This is a genomic window from Clostridium sardiniense (assembly GCF_019753795.1).
GTDB classification, from domain to species: domain Bacteria; phylum Bacillota; class Clostridia; order Clostridiales; family Clostridiaceae; genus Clostridium; species Clostridium sardiniense.
This window is the reverse complement of sequence record NZ_JAIKTU010000007.1, coordinates 1-19516: the sequence shown is the minus strand read 5'-3', so window position 1 is coordinate 19516 and position 19516 is coordinate 1. Positions and strand designations below refer to the sequence as shown.

The 19516-nt window shown below is 29.2% G+C and carries 18 protein-coding genes, 1 tRNA gene and 1 rRNA gene; 3 read left to right on the top strand and 17 right to left on the bottom strand.

What is annotated here, in order from left to right:
• Positions 1-98 precede the first annotated feature (98 nt).
• From K5V21_RS09510 to tsaD, 3 genes are all read right to left on the bottom strand, one after another.
• Entirely contained in the window at positions 99-1310 is a 1212-nt protein-coding gene (locus tag K5V21_RS09510) for a S1C family serine protease (protein ID WP_204595457.1), read from the bottom strand.
• Positions 1311-1491: 181 nt separating this feature from the next.
• Complete coding sequence (locus K5V21_RS09505) at positions 1492-2514, bottom strand: alpha/beta hydrolase (protein WP_221861066.1); 1023 nt, start codon at positions 2512-2514, stop codon at positions 1492-1494.
• A gap of 19 nt (positions 2515-2533) precedes the next feature.
• A complete protein-coding gene (tsaD, locus tag K5V21_RS09500; protein ID WP_221861065.1) occupies positions 2534-3544 on the bottom strand; it encodes a tRNA (adenosine(37)-N6)-threonylcarbamoyltransferase complex transferase subunit TsaD in 1011 nt (336 codons plus the stop codon).
• 199 nt (positions 3545-3743) lie between these two features.
• Between tsaD and K5V21_RS09495 the strand changes: the two genes are divergently transcribed.
• Together K5V21_RS09495 and K5V21_RS09490 are read left to right on the top strand one after the other, a co-directional pair.
• Positions 3744-4379 carry a RusA family crossover junction endodeoxyribonuclease gene (locus K5V21_RS09495; protein ID WP_221861064.1) on the top strand — a complete coding sequence of 212 codons (636 nt, stop codon included), beginning with the start codon at positions 3744-3746 and terminating at the stop codon, positions 4377-4379.
• 16 nt (positions 4380-4395) lie between these two features.
• A complete protein-coding gene (locus K5V21_RS09490) occupies positions 4396-4971 on the top strand; it encodes a GDSL-type esterase/lipase family protein (protein ID WP_221861063.1) in 576 nt (191 codons plus the stop codon).
• Here the strand turns inward: K5V21_RS09490 and K5V21_RS09485 are convergent.
• The 4 genes from K5V21_RS09485 to yedF form a co-directional block, all read right to left on the bottom strand.
• On the bottom strand, positions 4942-5901 hold the full coding sequence (locus K5V21_RS09485) for an NAD(P)/FAD-dependent oxidoreductase (protein WP_204595452.1): 960 nt from the start codon (positions 5899-5901) through the stop codon (positions 4942-4944). The two genes, K5V21_RS09490 and K5V21_RS09485, sit on opposite strands and share 30 nt — an antisense overlap.
• Before the next feature lie 5 nt (positions 5902-5906).
• Positions 5907-6812, bottom strand: a complete 906-nt coding sequence (locus K5V21_RS09480) for a diacylglycerol/lipid kinase family protein (protein WP_221861062.1) — start codon at positions 6810-6812, stop codon at positions 5907-5909.
• A 199-nt stretch (positions 6813-7011) separates the two neighbouring features.
• Entirely contained in the window at positions 7012-7329 is a 318-nt protein-coding gene (locus K5V21_RS09475; RefSeq protein WP_221861061.1) for a diacylglycerol/lipid kinase family protein, read from the bottom strand.
• A 170-nt stretch (positions 7330-7499) separates the two neighbouring features.
• Complete coding sequence (yedF, locus tag K5V21_RS09470; RefSeq protein WP_221861060.1) at positions 7500-8069, bottom strand: sulfurtransferase-like selenium metabolism protein YedF; 570 nt, start codon at positions 8067-8069, stop codon at positions 7500-7502.
• Positions 8070-8198: 129 nt separating this feature from the next.
• On the opposite strand from yedF, the gene K5V21_RS09465 reads away from it, so the two are divergent.
• The gene (locus K5V21_RS09465; RefSeq protein WP_221861059.1) at positions 8199-10088 is read left to right on the top strand and encodes an LTA synthase family protein; all 1890 of its coding nucleotides are present in this window, start codon (positions 8199-8201) and stop codon (positions 10086-10088) included.
• 21 nt (positions 10089-10109) lie between these two features.
• Here the strand turns inward: K5V21_RS09465 and K5V21_RS09460 are convergent, their stop codons facing one another.
• From K5V21_RS09460 to K5V21_RS09415, 10 genes are all read right to left on the bottom strand, one after another.
• Entirely contained in the window at positions 10110-10697 is a 588-nt protein-coding gene (locus K5V21_RS09460) for a DedA family protein (RefSeq protein ID WP_221861058.1), read from the bottom strand.
• Between the two features lie 87 nt (positions 10698-10784).
• Positions 10785-11396: a DedA family protein gene (locus K5V21_RS09455; RefSeq protein WP_221861057.1), complete on the bottom strand. Its 612-nt coding sequence runs from the start codon at positions 11394-11396 to the stop codon at positions 10785-10787.
• Positions 11397-11528: 132 nt separating this feature from the next.
• Entirely contained in the window at positions 11529-12872 is a 1344-nt protein-coding gene (locus K5V21_RS09450; RefSeq protein ID WP_221861056.1) for a TldD/PmbA family protein, read from the bottom strand.
• Positions 12873-12887: 15 nt separating this feature from the next.
• Positions 12888-14270 (bottom strand): TldD/PmbA family protein, encoded by a 1383-nt coding sequence (locus tag K5V21_RS09445; protein ID WP_221861055.1) that lies wholly within the window; start codon positions 14268-14270, stop codon positions 12888-12890.
• Between the two features lie 11 nt (positions 14271-14281).
• Entirely contained in the window at positions 14282-15760 is a 1479-nt protein-coding gene (locus tag K5V21_RS09440; RefSeq protein WP_221861054.1) for a hypothetical protein, read from the bottom strand.
• 2 nt (positions 15761-15762) lie between these two features.
• Positions 15763-17160 (bottom strand): sensor histidine kinase, encoded by a 1398-nt coding sequence (locus K5V21_RS09435; protein ID WP_221861053.1) that lies wholly within the window; start codon positions 17158-17160, stop codon positions 15763-15765.
• Positions 17161-17163: 3 nt separating this feature from the next.
• Complete coding sequence (locus tag K5V21_RS09430) at positions 17164-17847, bottom strand: response regulator transcription factor (protein WP_204595442.1); 684 nt, start codon at positions 17845-17847, stop codon at positions 17164-17166.
• A gap of 104 nt (positions 17848-17951) precedes the next feature.
• Positions 17952-18989, bottom strand: a complete 1038-nt coding sequence (locus tag K5V21_RS09425) for a polysaccharide deacetylase family protein (protein WP_221861052.1) — start codon at positions 18987-18989, stop codon at positions 17952-17954.
• Positions 18990-19202: 213 nt separating this feature from the next.
• Positions 19203-19277 (bottom strand) — tRNA-Asn (locus tag K5V21_RS09420).
• A 64-nt stretch (positions 19278-19341) separates the two neighbouring features.
• Positions 19342-19516: ribosomal RNA gene (locus K5V21_RS09415) — 23S ribosomal RNA — on the bottom strand; the annotation flags it as partial.

Below are 19516 nucleotides of genomic sequence, written 5' to 3'. Positions count from 1 at the left end.
CAATTATACTATATGGGTAAACCTTTTTGTACACACAAAAAAATAATACACACTAATTTATATTTTTCTTAAAATTAGCGTGTATTCATTCATATTTTCTATTGAGCTTCTAATGTTATATCAACTGTTTTTGCTTTTCCGTCTCTTATAATCTTAGCATTTACCTTATCTCCAGCCTTCTTAGTGTTTTTAATAGCATTTAACTCTTCAAGAGTTTTTACTTTTTTTCCACCAAACTCTGTGATAACATCACCTTGTTTAATTCCTGCTTTTTCTGCTGGTGAAAATGGAGTTACTTCAACTACATATATTCCTTCTGGAATATCATATTGTTTTGATAAGTTCTTATCTACTTCTCTAACCTTAACTCCTAAAGTTAATATAGGCTTTGATAAAACATCTAGTTTTGATTTAACTTCATTTATTGGAATTGCAAATCCTATTCCTTCAGCTCCTCCAGCTAATTTTAAAGTGTTTATTCCCACTACTTGACCTTCTGAATTAACTAAAGGTCCTCCACTATTACCTGGATTTATAGCTGTGTCTGTTTGAATTAAATTAACTTGTTTACCAGTTTCAGTATTTACTGTTCTTCCAACTGCACTTACAACACCTTTTGTAACTGTTTGAGCAAAGTCTTTTGATAAAGGAGTTCCTATTGCTATAACTTCTTCACCTGGTTTAAGCTTAGATGAATCTCCAAGTTCTGCAACTGCTGGAACTTTAAATTTACCTTGCATCTTAATCATTGCAATATCCTGTGTTTCATCATAATTAACTACCTTTGCTTTAACCTCTTCACCAGTACTTAAAGTTACTGTAACTTCTTGCGCTCCTTTAACAACATGGTAGTTAGTTAATATATCTCCATCTTCATTTATTATGAATCCTGATCCTATTCCCTCAACCTCTTGCGGTATAATTCCATTTTGCATTAAGCCTTTAGTTGAAACTATTACTACCGCTGGAGCTACTTTATTAAATGCTTGTTGAGTTGTCATAGCTGATGAATCCTTAAAATCTGGTGCGTTTCCCTCTTTACTTTGAGTAGTTACCTTATTATCGTTCTTCATTAAGAAATATGTTACTCCACTACCACAAATTCCAGCAAGTAATGCTACAACGACAATGATTGCGCCTACTACAAAGGTTCTAGAACCTCTCCTTTTCTTCTTAGGTTCTGGACTTTCATTTACATAATTATAATTTCTATTATTATAATTATTGTTCATATCGTCATTAACACTTCTATTAGTGTTATCATCAATTCCGTCATTTAAATCTTTATTTAAGTTGTCATCATTATTCATTAAGTACCTCCTAATTTATCTTAAATTCTTCTTAATTTAAGTATAAAAAATTTTTGTGTCAACTATATGGCATAAAAAAAAATTTTTGATTAATAAGCCCAATTTTTTCAAAAAAATACTGAATAGGACTGCTCCTATTCAGTATTAGTATAACCATACGGTCTTATATTTAGCCTTTATATTAATCGTTATTTTGTGAATTCTTTTTTTCAATTCTTCTAGCTGACTCAACAACTTTTTTAATTGCATTCTCCACATTCTTTGAATCCATCATTGAATAAACTGCTCCATCATAAGAGCTCTTATATTGGAATGTTAAGTCTGGACTTCCAAGTCTTTTAAGCGGATTATCCTCTTCATTGCTTAGTATATAATATGGTATATTCTTAAACATTCCCTCTTTCTGGCTATCACTTGCTCTATCATATATATTTTTTGTTTCATTATAAACAGCATCTCTATAACCATTTTGATTTTTTTTATAAGAAAATTCTTCTCCAGCAAAACCAGTAAGGTTATTTTCAAAATCTTTATTCTCATTAGCTAGTCCAAGTTTGTCCAATAGTAGTGTTAAAGAAAAATTCGATCCTACATCTTCTATCTTCTTTCTAACTAAATCAAGTGTATCTTTAATACCATTTTTCTGTTCTTTAATTTGATTTTCATCATATGGATTTATTAACACTACTCCTTTTATACTATCAGGATACATGCTTGCAAAGTTTGTCATAACTAAACTTCCATATCCCTCACCAACTAGTATATACGGGCCACCTGCCGCTGCTTTTCTTAATAATATCTTTAAGTCTTCTGCTTGCTCTTTAGGAGTAATCCTACTTCCTGAGTCATTAAATCCATATCCTCGTCTATTATATACAAATGTTTTGACACCAAGTTGTTTTTCAACTTCATCTGCTACAGTCTTCCACTCATAGGCATTTGCTCCTGTAGAGCCATCAAAAATTATTGTAAAATCTCCACTGCCTGAAACATTATACTCCATTTTCTTATCATTGACTCTAGTATATTTCATTCTAGCTCCAAACTTTTCGCCTATATAAAAGCCATATCCCCATTGGATTACAAGTCCACTAACTATTACAATTAAAGCTATTATAATTATTCTTTTAAACAATGTCATTTTCGAAATTTTTTCCTTCATATCAACTGTATGTAGGCTATTAGAATTAGGTAATAACTTCATATCTATCCCCCTATTTATACTACAGTTTTAAATTAGGTTTAGCATTCAAATCTAACGTTGATTCTTCACCTTTTATAAATCTAAAATATGCAGCACTTCCTATCATAGCTGCATTATCGGTACATAAAATTGGCTCTGGAAATAATACCTTAATTCCTTTTTCATTTCCTTCTGAAATTAGCGCCTCTCTTAATGCTGAATTTGATGCAACTCCACCTGCTATTGCAATTTTATCTAAATTCTTTTTGTCACATGTTGCAAAAACATTATCTTTTAAAACTCCCACTACAGCATTTTGGAATGATGCTGCAACATCAGCTCTATTTATTTCTGTATTTTGCATTTTAGCTTTATTTAAATAGTTAAGAACTGCTGATTTTAGTCCGCTAAATGAGAAATCTAGTGTATCATCATGGAACTTAGCTCTTGGAAATGCTATAGCGTCTTTATTTCCTTCTTTAGCTAACTTATCTATTTTAGGCCCTCCTGGATATCCAAGACCTAATGCTCTTGCAACTTTATCATATGCTTCTCCAGCTGCATCATCTCTAGTTTCTCCTATTACTTCATACTTTCCATAATCTTTTACGTAAACAATAAATGTGTGTCCACCTGATACTACAAGTGAAACAAAAGGTGGTTTTAACTCTTCATGTTGTATGTAATTTGCTGATATATGTCCTTCTATATGATTAACTCCAATTAATGGTTTCTTAGTTGCCATAGCTAAACCTTTAGCATATTGCAATCCTACAAGTAATGCCCCTACAAGACCTGGTCCATAAGTAACACCTATTGCATCTATATCATCTAGAGTTACGTTAGCTTCCTTTAAAGCTTCTTGTACAACACCATTAACAACTTCAGTATGCATTCTTGATGCCACTTCTGGTACAACACCACCAAATTTTTTATGTGTATCTATTTGTGAAGCTATTACATTAGATAAAACTTTTCTACCATCTACAACAACAGCAGCTGATGTTTCATCGCAGCTTGATTCAATTGCTAAAATTATTTTTTTATCCATTTTAATTCCCTCTTCTTTATATAATCGCATAAATTTACTATTTGTAATTATACTTCATTACCAATTTATTATCAATGAAACACGTACTTGTTAAGTATTTTTTAATAATGTATATTTAAATTATATATTTTAAAGCATATATTATCATTAACTTTATGTTTCAAAATTTGGAAAATTAATCTCTAAAAGGAGTTATTTTATGTCACAGTATGCAAAAGTCGTTGTTAAAGGATCTCCTATAACAAAATCAAACTTTAAACTTCATAATAAAGATGGAAGAGCTATTCTTCCTTATAATACAGGTAAATATCATGATAGATATGCTCTTTATGAGCAAGAAATAGCCTATGTTGCAAGAGTTCAAAACCCAAGCACTGTATTTACTGAAAGCTTAATTGCTATACTTAAAGTTTATTATAAAAGTGAAAAACGTCATCCAGATACAATAAATATTTCAAAAAGTATTTTTGATGGAATAGAAAAGAGTGGTCTTATTATAAATGATGCTCAAATAGTAAAAATAATAGTTGAAGAATATTACGACAAGGAAGATCCTCGTTTTGAACTTGAATTGTTTCCTCTTAGTCAATTTGAGCTTTCATTTTCAATAAAAGAAAGAGATGAAAAATTAGAAGAGAGAATTTATAGCCCTATAAAGAAATCTTCTATCTCAAAAGAATTAGGCCATAAAGAAATAAAGTCTAAAGAAGTCAAAAAAGATGTCTCAGTATATGTATGTGAAATATGTAATAAAAAGATTTCTCCTAAAGACTCAATTAAAGCTAATAAAGGAAAAACCTTAATATGCAAGAAATGCTTTAATAAATTATTTTAAATTAAGAGGTGTTTTTATGAATTCTAGTAATGTAGATATGATTCTATTTGGAGATAGCCTTACATTTGGCTTTGGAGTCTCTAAAAAAGACTCTTGGGTTTATAAGCTTCAGCAAGGATTTAATAACCTTACTATATTAAATAAAGGAGTGAATGGAGATACAACTTCATCAATGCTCACTCGATTTTACAGAGATGTAACTAGTAAATCTCCTAAAAAAATATTTATAATGGGTGGTACTAATGATTTATTAAGTGGAAGAAATGTAGATTATATTATTGGTAATTTAGAACTTATGATAAAAGATAGTCTTGATATTAACGCTTCAGTTATAGTTGGTATTCCCCCTATTATTATTGAAGATTTAGCAGAAGACTTATTTATGCCTTCAAATTACTATACTCATTGCAGTAATTCACTACCAATACTTCGATCAGAAATTATTAAGCTACAAAAAAAATACCCCTTCAAATATGTTGATTTTTATACTTTAACTAAAACCTACATAAATGAAAAGATATTTTTAGATGGTATTCATTTAAATTCGTTAGGAAATGAACTTTTATTCAGATATTTTATGGATATAATTTGATGCTACTAATCCAGCATCATATCCATTTATATCTTCCATCTCTATGCATTCTTTTCCATATATAATATTTCCGCAAGCAAATATACCAGGCTCCGAAGTTTCATAATTATCTACAACAGGAGTATTTGTATCCTCATTAATCTTAATATTAAGTTCCTTAACCATTCCAAGTTCTGGATAATAGCCAACTGATAAAAACAATGAATCACATGTAATTTCTTTAATCTCTTCTGTTTTTTTATCAAGTAACTTAACTTTATTAATTCTTTTATTTCCATCAATATCTAAAAGCTTTATATTTTCTAAAATATTTATATCAAAGCCTTCAAGTATATCTTTATTCTTATCTGTAAGCTTAAAGCCACTTTCTTCATTTATTATAAGAGCTGCAACTTTTCCGCCTTCAATTTCTAATCTTCTAGCAAGAATTAATGCCCATTTATTATTTGCAATTATTACTGGATTCTTTCCAGGTAGTACACCTTCTAAATTTATAAATCTATGTGCATTTCCTATTGTAAATATTCCTGTAAACTTATTTGTAGGAGTTAATACGTTACCTGTATATCTTTCTCTACATCCTGTTGCTAAAATAATGGCTTTAGCTTTTACATCCCTCACTCCATCTTTTTCATTAACATAAGTTACTACCTTCCCATTTGATACATTTAAAACACTCGTTTTTTTCTTTTTATCGAACTCATATTTATTAAGCTTAAGCCTAATAAATTCTATAAATTCTGGCCCTGTAACTTCATCCTCTATATATGATTTACCAAAGCCATTATGAATACATTGATTTAGTATGCCTCCGAATTCATCTTCTCTTTCTATTAAAAGTATATTTTTTATTCCATTTTGAAGAGCAGCAAGAGTTGCTGTCATTCCTGATATTCCTCCACCTATAACTACTAAATCATATTTTTTCATGGATTTTACACTTCCTTTATTATATCTATCTTAGGAACTCTAACCTTTAATGCATTTGGAATAACTTCAAAGGTCAAGTCTTTTGAAAATAAAATTTCTCCATCTAGATTTATGATGGTTTCATCCTTTGCTATAACTTGAATTTTACTACACTTTATATATTTTATCTCCTCTACATGGCTTGTATCTTTCCCTAATACTACCATTGGTAAAAATCTTATAAGTCTATGTACCTTCGGTTTTTTTATAGCATATATATCGAGTAGTCCATCATCTAGTTTCGCCTTTGGTGCAATTTTTATACCACCACCATAACATTTGCCATTTGCAACTGCTATTAAATACATATTTCCTTTTGTTTCTGCTCCATTTATTTTAAAGGTTAATTCCATAGGTTTAAATGTAAAAAGAGTTTTCATTACCGCTATTGCATATGCCATCGGTCCACTTATAAATTTATATTTTTTATAGTGTCTTGCGTTATTAACTACACTTGCGTCAAATCCTATAGATGATATATTAAGATAATACTGATCATTTAGCTTTGCAACATCTATAGTCCTTTCTTCTCCATGTATTAAGTCTTCTAATAAATTATCAGACTTTATATCTCCATACAAAGTTCTAGCAAAATCATTTCCTGATCCAGCTGGTATTACAGCAAGTGAACTATCTGAATTAATAATTCCATTTAAAACTTCATTTAAAGTCCCATCTCCACCTATTGAATATACTATGCATTTTTCTTTTGATGTTATCTTTTTAACTACTTCTATAGCATGTCCACTTTCTTTAGTAACTATAATTTCATAAGGGTAATTTATCTTTTTAAAAATATTATGTATCTTTCTCTCAAAATCTAATCCCTTTCCTTTTCCTGCTACGGGATTAATAATAAAAATATGTTTCATAATCCTCCAATTTATATAATTAATATTTTAAATTATATCACATAGAAAGTTTACAATTCTATATTATTATTCACAATATATTTTTCAATATACAAGGAGCAATATCTTAGCCTAATCCGTCCTGATATCACTTATTGCATATTGTAAATTACATATATAATATTCTTATTTTATATTTTAATTACTCTCTTGCTATTCATTATTTCAACAATTGCATACCATACAAAGTTCTAGCAAAATCATTTCCTGATCCAGCTGGTATTACAGCAAGTGAACTATCTGAATTAATAATTCCATTTAAAACTTCATTTAAAGTCCCATCTCCACCTATTGAATATACTATGCATTTTTCTTTTGATGTTATCTTTTTAACTACTTCTATAGCATGTCCACTTTCTTTAGTAACTATAATTTCATAAGGGAAATTTATCTTTTTAAAAATATTATGTATCTTTCTCTCAAAATCTAATCCCTTTCCTTTTCCTGCTACGGGATTAATAATAAAAATATGTTTCATAATCCTCCAATTTATATAATTAATATTTTAAATTATATCACATAGAAAGTTTACAATTCTATATTATTATTCACAATATATTTTTCAATATACAAGGAGCAATATCTTAGCCTAATCCGTCCTGATATCACTTATTGCATATTGTAAATTACATATATAATATTCTTATTTTATATTTTAATTACTCTCTTGCTATTCATTATTTCAACAATTGCATACATATTAGATATTTCTCCTGTTAATAACTTATCCTTTAGACCATAAAAATCCAAGCATGTACCACAACTTATAATATTAGTTCCCTTATCTTCTAGCTCTTTTATACTGTCAATCACTTCACTTCCTTCAGTTACAAGCTTTACACCACTGTTTAAAAATACTATCTCTTCTGGTATTTCCGTAGCTTCACCTAGAGCATACATATAGCTTTTCATTAAAACTTTTCCAAGTTCTTCAGATCCTTCTCCCATTTTATCGGTTGTTATTATTATTGAGAATGTATCTTTTCCATTACAGCTATTGTTATCTGCTTCCTTTGTAATAGTAAGCTTAAATAATCCCTCTTCTTCAACGCTATTAACTGTGAATCCTGAATTTTCTGCAAATCTTGTAATATTAGTATTTGCAATCTCATTATCCACTACAATTATAGCTTCTCCACTTTCTATACTTTCAAAGTATTTTTTAGTCTCTATTACAGGTTTTGGACATGCAAGTCCACTACAATCAATTATTTTCATAAAAACACCTCTCACTTCAGTTATTAATAATATTATAACACTATTTCTTGATGTTCTTCCTTACCTTTATTGATTAAATATAGTCCGTATACTATAATTTAAATTGATTATACTTTAAGGGGTGACCATATGGAGAAGTTTTTTAGAGTCTCTAAGATTGAGTTTAATAAAGATACTCTTTTTAGACTTATATTATTTTTAATACCTTTATTCGGAATTGTTTTTAAAGGTATCCTTTTACAATGTTTTATTGCTAGTAAGGATCCTCATAACTTAAATATTGTGGGAGGATTTAATAATGCTAGATATTTTTTAGATTATTATTATGCTTTTGCATTAGTTTTTTTAAGCTTTGCTTTGCTATTTAAAGGTAAAGGTAGAGTTATATATTTATTCATAATTGATGCAATATTAACAGCACTAATTTTAACTGATATTACATATTTTAGAGGATTCTTAACAGTTCCATCATTACTTATATTTACTCAGACGGCTAACTTAGACAATATGTCTGGAAGTATACTTTCAATGTTTAGCCCATATGATTTCTTATTTGTAATAGATTTCATAATAATGGGAATATACGTATACTTTACTAGAAAATCTTATGTAAAAGTGCAAAAAAGAGCTATTAAATCATTTTTATGTACATTAATACTTCCTATAATATTTATTGCTTATGTACCATTTAACATTTATGTACTTGGAAATAAATATGTTAAAAATGCATATCTTTTTGAAAATTATGATCCAACCAATACGGTTCAATACTTTTCACCTATTGGATATCATATAATTGATGCTATAAATGTATATAAAGATTCAAAACCTTATAAAATTACGGCTGATGATGAACATCAGATTAATGACTATTATAAATTTAAAAATGAAAATTTACCAAACAACGAATACTACGGAATGTATAAAGGCAAAAACCTTATAGTAATACAAGTAGAATCTTTAGAAAGCTTTATCTTAGGACAAGAGATAAATGGTAAGAAAGTTACTCCTGTATTAGATAGTTTAATTAATAAGGGCGCTTACTTCCCAAATATTTATGAACAAGTTAATGAGGGTACAAGCTCTGATTCTGATTTAATGATTAATACTTCAATGCTACCACTTAGAAGAGGATCAACATTCTTTAGATATCCAACTAGAGCTTATAATTCTCTTCCATTAATACTTGAGCATAACGGTTATGATACAGAAGCTATCCATCCTGATAAAGGCTCTTTCTGGAATTACAGAAGTGGATTAACTGGAATAGGATTTAATAAGTTTACTGATTCTCACTCATTTAACCAGGATGAAATAATTGGAATGGGTATAAGTGATAGAAGCTACTTCAAACAAGTTGTTCCTATGCTTGAAAAATTAAAAGAACCATTTTACGCATTTACTGTAACTCTTACAAGTCATGGTCCATTTGATCTTCCAGAAAATCTTACTAAGTTTAATTTAGATCCTGACCTCGGCGAACTTGGCGGATATATAGAAAGTATTCATTATACAGATACTCAAATAGGATACTTCTTAGATCTTCTTGATAAAGCTGGACTACTTGATAATACAGTTATTGCAATAGAAGGAGATCATACCGGTGTTCATAAGTATTATCAATATAGAATTGATAATATAGACAAGTATTATAAAGATAAATTTGCTAACTTAAGTAATAAGAAAGATTGGTATTCAAACCATGGACAACCAACTGTTCCACTTATAATTTACAATAAGAGCAAACCACTTGGAAAAACATTTGATACTATAGGTGGTCAAATTGATATAATGCCAACTCTACTATATGGACTTGGTATACCATCAAAAGAATACCAAGATACTGCCCTTGGAAGAAATCTATTTAACACAAATAGAAACTATGCAGTACTTACAAATGGAAAGCTCGTTGGAGATTTAGGTAATCTTTCAGATAAAGATAAAAGTCTTATAGAAGGATCTCTTGATATGTCTGATAAGATGATACGTTCAGATTACTTTAATATGAATAAAAATTAAAATAAAAAAGAGCAAGAATTTTTATTTCTTGTTCTTTTTCATTTTATCATATACTATAAATACAACTATAGTAATTACTATTATCATAATTGTAACTATAGAATATTTTTTTAGTATACTTCCAATTAAGGATTTATTATTGCCTATATAGTATCCAAGGGCTAATAAAAATATATTTACTATAGTAATTCCTATTGCTGAAAGTATTGTAAATATATATTTATTTAATTTCTCTACCCCAGCTAATAGTGATATATATGTACGTAGAAAAGGTACTATTCTGGCTATTATAATTGCAAATCCTCTATATTTACGCAATATCTTGCCAATCTTATCTACTCCTTTTTTGCTATTTGGAATCTTATTCTCTATCTTAGCTAAGGCATCATTTCCACCATAATATCCGATTATATAATTAACTATTGATACTAATATTTCAGTTAATATTGTACATAGTAATGCTAAGAAAAAATTAAAATTCCCATTTGAAATACCAAGTCCTATAAATGGTAAGACTACTTCACTAGGAAATGGAATCATACATAAAAGGCAAATTCCTAAATATCCAAATGTTTGTGTTAATTGAGTTGCTATATTTATAACATTCATCCTACACCCTCCATTATTTAGAATTGTATCACCTAATTATTAGAAATTTATTAATACAAGCTAAATAATGTGAGAATGTGAAAAATTTTAACTATTTTTTCTTTTTCTCTTTCTATATATAAATATAACTATACCAACTATTACTATTAGTATACATATAGTTGAGTATTTTCTAAATATACTTCCTATAAGTTCCGTATTGTTACCTATATAGAAGCCTACAAGTAATAATACAAAGTTCCAAATTCCTATTCCTATTGCTGAAAATACAATAAATATAGGTTTATTAAGTCGCTCTGCCCCTGCAAGCAATGATACATATGTCCTAGTAAAAGGTACTACTCTTGTAAAAAACACTGCAGATTTTCCATAATTAGAAAATAAATTTTCTATCATCTTTATTCCTTTTCTACTACTTGGTATTTTTCTCTTAAGCCACCTTATTACAATTTCTCCACCAAAATACCCTACTGCATAACTTATTAACGCCCCCACAATAGCTGCACATATTGTGCATACTAATACTAATATAAAACTATATCTTCCATTTGCAATGCTAAGTCCAACAGCAGGCAATACAATTTCACTTGGCAATGGTATACATGCATATTCAAGCATTGTAGCTATAAATATTCCTAAATATCCAAAATTTTCTGTGATGTGTGTTGCAATAGCGATTACATGATTCATAAAATCCATATAAAATCCTATCTCCTTATATTTAATTCTGTTTTGTATTATAGCACCTAGATATTATAAATTTATTAATAATTAAAAAAATTAAGAGAATGGTAAAATTTATTACCATTCTCTTACTTTAGGCTATAATTCTTATTCTCCTGCTATTGATAATTCTTTAATTAACACGGATGGAGAACCAAAACTACTCATTGGGAATTTTATATCTGAACAAACTTCCTCAATATCCTTTAAAAGTTTAAAGAAGTTTCCTGAAACAGTTATCTGTTCTATAGGGAATGTTTGCTTTCCTTCTTCTATCATAAATCCTTTAGCTGCTAATGAGAATTCTCCTGTTATTGAATTAGCTCCTGCATGAAGTCCTGAAAATTCACTAATTACAACTCCATTATTAACCTCATCTAAAAGCTCTTTAAAATCTTTTTCTCCATTTTCTAAATAGAAGTTTGTAGGTCCTACACTTACTGGTGATGCATATGAACCCTTAAATCCATTTCCTGTTGATTTTATACCTGCCTTATTAGCTGTCTTTAGATTATGAAGTAACGTTATAAGCTTTCCTTTTTCAATAATTGATTTCTTAAATGTTGCGACTCCTTCATCATCAAATCCAACAGATGCTAATCCATCTTCCATTAAAGGATTATCTACTAATGTGATTTTATCAGAGGCTATCATTTCTCCCTCTTTATCTTTTAATAAAGATATTCCCTTTTGTGCTGAATCTGCATCAAATACTGACCAAAATGCTTGAAGTAATGATACCATAGCTTCATTCTTAATTATAGTCTTATACTTATTTGATTTTATTGATTTAGCTCCTACCTTCTCCATGGCTTCATCAATTCCTTGTTTTGCTATCTTCTTTGGATCTATTTCTTCTATTGATTTAGCTGTATCGTATCCAAATCCATCATACTTTCTACTATCTATCTCTATAACTGGTGCAACATAAGCTGTTAAAAGGTTTGATTTATCAGTAAGTTCTAAGCCTTTTGAATTCATAAGTCCATATTTTACATTTACATAACTTATACCGCATCCTATGAAATTAACTACTTTATCTGAACAATTCTTACATTCCTTCTCCATATCTATTGCTAAATCTATAAGTTTTTTAGCATCAATATTTTCTAACTCTTTATAGTAGCTTTTAACTTCACTATATTTTTTATCACCTTTATATATAAATTGCATATCATCATTTTCTATTGATAATGCAGATGCTTTTGCATTTTCTACAAGCATTTTTATTGCATCCTCATCTATAATTTCAGTATAAGAATAACCCATCTTTTCATCTACCTTTGCTCTAAAAGATATTCCAAAAGATTTATTTAAATTATACTTTTCAACCTCTTCTTTATATATACTTATACTTAAACTTTCCTTATTTGAAAAATATATTTCAAATTCTGTAAGCCCTTCATTTTTTGCTTCTTCAAAAAGCTTTTCTTTAAAATCTTTAAATTCCATATCTAAAAACACCTCCTATCTTCCACCTACAGTTATTTCTTTTAATCTAATCATTGGCTGACCTACATTAACTGCTATACTACCTGATGATGAACCACACATTCCTTGTGCCTGTTCAATGTTAGTTCCAACCATATCTATATTCATTAATACTTCGCTACCTTTTCCTATAAGACTAGCACCTCTTACAGGCTCAGTAATAGCTCCATTCTTTACAAGGTATCCTTCTGCTACTGAGAAGTTAAATTCTCCTGTTACAGGATTTACTGATCCTCCACCAAGCTTTCTTGCATATAATCCATCATTAATTGATTTTATTATATCTTCTGGCTTATCTTCACCTGCAGCTATATAAGTATTAGTCATTCTTGAAGTTGGTGCATATTTATAATTTTGTCTTCGTGCACTACCAGTTGGCTTCATTCCCATTCTTCTACCATTTAACTTATCTATCATGTATCCTTTTAATATACCATTTTCTATTAACACATTTCTTTGAGATTCCATTCCCTCATCATCTATATTTATTGAACCCCATGCATTTTTTATAGTTCCATCATCTATTGCTGTAACTTTTGAAGATGCTATTTGCTCTCCCATCTTTCCTGCAAATTCTGAATTTCCTTTTGCAACTGAAGTAGCCTCTAGTGAGTGTCCACATGCTTCATGGAAAAGCACCCCTCCAAACCCATTATCAATTGCAACTGCCATTTTTCCAGCTGGACATTCTTTTGCATGAAGCATTGTGACTGCACTTCTTGCTGCTTCTTCTCCATGCCATACTGGATTTATCTCATTGAACATCTCAAATCCCATTGAACGTCCCGGTCCTTCGAATCCTGTTTGATTCTCTCCATTTTTTGATGCTACTGCGCTTATTCCAAGTCTTGTTCTAACTCTCCTATCTTCAACACAAAGTCCATCTGTATTAGCTATTAATACTCTTTGATCCTTATCTGAATAACTAACACTAACTTTTGTAATATCTGTGCTATATTCCTTTGCGCTATTATATGCCATCTTCATTACTCCAATTTTTTTTGCATACATTATATCACCTGGATAATACTTTATTATATGTTTATTAGGTACTATTATGGAGTCATTGACAAATATCTCTTTCTCATTTTTTAAATCTCCAAGTGCCACAGCAGCCTTATAAGCTGTATCTAGAAGGCTACTTAATGTATTAGCATTAGTATATGCATAAACGCTTTTAAGCCCCTTAAATATTCTTATACCTACACCATAGCTTCTTCCACCTATAGCACTCTCTACTTTATTATCTAAAATCCCTAAGGAATTATTTATTGTATCTTCTTCATAAATTTCTGCAAAATCTCCTCCTGTAATCATACATTTAGATAAGACTTTACCTATAACCTCTTTTGATAACATAATATCCCTCCTTATTTTTTTTCTTTCTGGAATTCTTTAAATGAATTCGCCCAATAATCTACATAATCACTTGCACACCATTCTGCCATTATAACCTGATCACCTTTATTAAGATCATACCTTTCTGCTGGCTCTTGTGATAGTTTATTATCTTTCATTTCATAAACTAATAACTCACCATCTATTATTATAACAGCTATATTCCCATCTGGAGATATATATGCATCTTTCATAAATGGAACTTCATTCTTTAGAACTCTCCACGGAACTACTAAAGAATCATATTTAAGCAAATTCTCATTTGGTTTTATTGATAATCTATAATCATGAGATTCACCATTACCACTTAGTGGTGATATTTTTCCTTCTAGTACCCACTTACCGTTCTCTCTCTTCATAGTGAAATTACTATAATCAATATATTTTTTAGATAATTCTTTTTCCTTTTCAGTAAGCCCTGCATATGAATTTTCATAATCCTTTTTATATCTAGCATTTATATCTTTTGAATATATATCTTGTATAACAAAGCCCTTTTCAACAGATAAGTTATCTACTGGCAATACCTCATATTGAGGAAATTTATTCTGAAAATCATTTCCCTCATATACTTCAGTTGATATATAATTATTACTTATAAAATTAATACTTCTATATATATCTTTATCACTTTTTATTACTACCGGATTCTCTTTATTTTTTCTATCGATAGTATTTGCTACAAAATACTCTTGATGTTTATTATTTTTATCCAATGTCTTTTTATCAAGTGTCCATATTCCTGTCATTCTAGGAAATATTATTCCATTAGCCTTTTCTATAGGCTGAACTTTATTATCCTTATAACTTATCCATAATGTTTTATAAGTTTCATCAGTATATGTTCCATCTTCTTTTAATCTTCTTGGTTCTTTAATCCCTAAGTATAATCCAACATCTTGTTTACTCTTATCTGCAGCTTCATTTTGATTCAATAATTTTTCATTTGAATTTATAAATGTATCTTTGGTGACATCACCGACTTTTTTAACTGTTAAAAATACGCCTTGATAATATATATAACTTTTATTATCTTTTATATGGAAAAAATCAAAAATAATATTATTTTTATCATTTGCCGTTATTAAATCGACATCTTCATTTTTTATTCCTAAATCCTTAATTGTAAAATCTGACTCATAAGAAATATAATAATCACTTTTAACAACCCTTAATTTATAATCAACATTGTTATATACTTTATTATCAATATTTATGTTTCTAGTTCCAATGTCAATAAATTGATTTTTTAAATCTCCAATCTTACTACTATCATATATATTTTTATCTAAAACCATATAATCCACAACTTGCCATTCCCCTTTTATTGACAATTCATTGTTTCTAGGTGATTTAATTTCAACCATTTGATTAGCATTAATACTCCCGCAGCCACTCAAAGAAAACAAGGTAATTATCATAATTATAGATAATATTATCTTATTCTTCATTTTTAAATTTCAGCTCCTTCAAATTTAGGGATAATTATTTCAATTTCTGTACCAATATTTATCTCACTTCTTACTATTAAAGATCCACCATGCAATTTAATTATCTCATCTGCTATTGAAAGACCAATACCAGCGTTAGAATTTGCATTACTACCTTTATAGAATTTTTCTTTTACTCTCTCAAGTTCATCCGCTGCTATTCCACATCCATCATCTTTAACCTTAATTATTAAATTACTTTCTAAATCTATAAATTCTACTTTAACCCTACCTTGCTCTTGAGTAAATTTAAATGCATTATCTATTATATTTATAAGCACTTGCTTCATTCTATTTGGATCTATATTTATCTCCATATCTTCGGCATTATTATAAACATAGAAATTTATATTCTCTCTCTCTGCCCTTGGTGTCATATATAATTGTATATAATTTGCAAAATCTTTTATAGCTATAGGCTGTTTATTAAGACTAATTTTATTATTTATAAGCCTTGAGAAATCAAGTAACTCTTCAACCATTGCTGATAATCTATCTGTTTCCTTTTCAAGTATATCAAATCCAAGACTTAATGTTTCTCTATCTGTATTATCATTATTAAGTGTTATTACCCAACCCTTAATTGCAGTCAAAGGCGTTCTTAATTCATGTGATACTGATGATATAAAATCATTCTTCATCTGATCTTTTTCTGTAAGTTCTTCAGCCATAAAATCTAAAGTATCTGCAAGTTGCCCTATTTCATCTTTTGATACGAAATTACTTCTTTGATTTAGATCTCCACTTGCCATCTTCTGCGCTGTATCTTTAAGCTTCAATATAGGACCAACTATATTTTTTGCCATAATAAAACTAAGAACTACTCCTATAATTAAAACTAAAACAGATATAATTATGAAAAAGCTTACTATTGAAGCTATGGAGTCATCTATATCTTTTAATGACGTAACGAACCTCATCACACCTATTATTTTGCCATTTACTTCTAGAGGTTTAGTTACGGCCATTACTTTATATTTTGTATAACCTACATATCCAATCCATCTACTACTTTCTCCTTTTAATGCTCTCTTAACTTCATTATTACCTTCTAGCGACTTATCATTAACTCCTATAGAGTCCATTAGAAGTTTTCCATTTTCATCAAACATCTGAACTTGTGCTGTTGTTTGATTCCAAAAGGAATCAACATTGTCATAAACATTCCATACTAATGATGAAGTTGAATAATATCTATCATAAAAGTTAGTTGCTACATCAATTTGGTTTGTAAGTATATTTTCAGCATTATCATAATAATACTGCCTAACAAAAACTATTAGCAATATATCTAATATCATTATTGTTGAAAGAATTACTACTATAAAATTTCTTATAATTCTACTCTTTATACTTTTCATATATTACCCTTTCCATCTGTATCCTATGCCCCATACAGTTTCTATAAACTTTGGATTTGAAGCATCTTCCTCTATCTTTGCTCTTAATCTTCTTATGTTTACGTCTATTATCTTAGGGTCTCCAAAATAATTATATCCCCATACACTATTTAAAAGCTCATCCCTTGAAAATGCTTTGTTCGGATTTTCAATAAATGTTTTCATAATCAAATACTCTTTAGGAGTTAACTCTATTTCCTCTCCATCTTTAGTTATCTTTTGTGAATAAAGATTTATTATAAATGGTCCATTAATTATCTCATTTGATTTTACATCTGCAGTCTTTTCTAACCTTCTTAATATAGCCTTAATTCTAAGTACTACTTCTAATGGATTAAATGGCTTAACTATATAATCATCAGCACCATATTCTAGTCCCATTACCTTATCCATATCTTGCCCTTTCGCCGTAAGCATTATTATGCCCATATCAGGGTATTCACTTCTTAATCTATTACAAACTTGGAAACCATCTATTCCAGGTAACATAACATCTAATATAGCAACATCTGGCTTTTCAGCAATAGCTTTTTTTATACCATCTTCTCCATTACTTGCTTCTATTATTTCAAAGTCATTTCTTGCTAGATTTATTTTTAAAAATCCTCGTATACTAATTTCATCTTCTACTAATAATATTTTAGCCACTTTCTACCACCTCTTTTATTAATTTCAAAAAAGAAGCTTAACATTATCAAGCTTCTTTTAATACTATTATAATCTATATTTACGTTTCTTAATATTAATAAATATTATTTCATTGTTCTAAATTCATATCCTTTACTTTTAAAGTACTCAATTATTTCTGGTAAAGCTTTAACTGTATTCTCTTTTCCATAAGTGTCATGCATTAAAAATACAACACTATCAGCATTTGAACCTAAAGCTTCTACACTCTTTTTAGTATTTTGAACTAATTGTTCTGAAGTATTTTTTCCACCATTTTCAGCATCTCCATTTAATGCATTCCAATCAACTATATTTACTCCATTCTTATCTAAAACTGGCTTAGCTTGTTCTCTTCCATTCCATGACCAATAACCACCTGGGAACCTAACTACTCTAGTTGAAAAGTCTTTTCCTAGTACACCTTGTAATAATTTATTTGTTTTATTATATTCTCCCATGAATCTATCTGAATTTATAACTCTATTCGGATATAAATAACTATAATCATGACTATAACTATGATTTGCAATTGCATGTCCATCTGAAGCTATTCTTTTTAAAATGTCATTTGTTACTTCTGGTTTAGCTTCAATACTCTTACCCATTACAAAAAATGTTCCTTTAATATTATATTTATCTAATATATTTAAAACTTCAGGCGTATTAGTACTTGAAGGACCATCATCAAATGTTAAATAAACAACTTTTTTTCCATCATCTCTTACAGGATAATGTAATTGTCCCTTAAGAAGTCCAGAAGTACGTTTCGCAACAACAATTGCATCATCTGCATTAGGGTCTTCTTCCAATGTCAAATATCCTGAATTATCTAAATTATTTTTTTTAGTTTCCTCAGTACCTTCTGAAGATTTACCTTTATCATCTTTGCTTTCTTTATTATCAATTTCTTTTCCATCTGCTAAAGCTTGTTCACTTTTACCGTTCGATGAAAAAGCTGAATAAATTCCAATACCTCCAACAGTTAATACTAATGCTAGTCCCAATAATAACATACTTTGTTTTTTTCTTTTTTTCATTTTAATAATCCTCTTCTTCTCAATAATCCTATTCTTCTTCATTCTTTCTAAATTATGTTTATTATATGTACTCTGTCTCCTCACAGATAGCCCCCCTTATGATCTATACTTTAATTATAATACTTATATAAAAATTTGCTATTACAAAAACATTAATATCTATTACAAATTTGTAATACATTAGAAATTTTATTTACTCTTTATAATACAAAATTATTGCATTACGATGACATGTAAAGACAATAATTTTTATTTTTAGGTAAAAAAAAATAAGCTATCATTAGCTTATAATAAAAATGGCTCCGCGAAGAGGACTCGAACCTCCAACCTGTCGGTTAACAGCCGAATGCTCCACCATTGAGCTATCGCGGAATATTTTATTCAGATTTTTATTCTCTGAAAATTGCACATGAATTTTTGTTGATCGTCTTTTTTATTGGTCAAGCCCTCGACCTATTAGTATCAGTCAGCTGAACATGTTGCCATGCTTACACCTCTGACCTATCAACCTTGTGTTCTTCAAGGGGTCTTACTAGCTTACGCTATGGGAAATCTCATCTTGAGGTGGGCTTCACGCTTAGATGCTTTCAGCGTTTATCCCTTCCCGACTT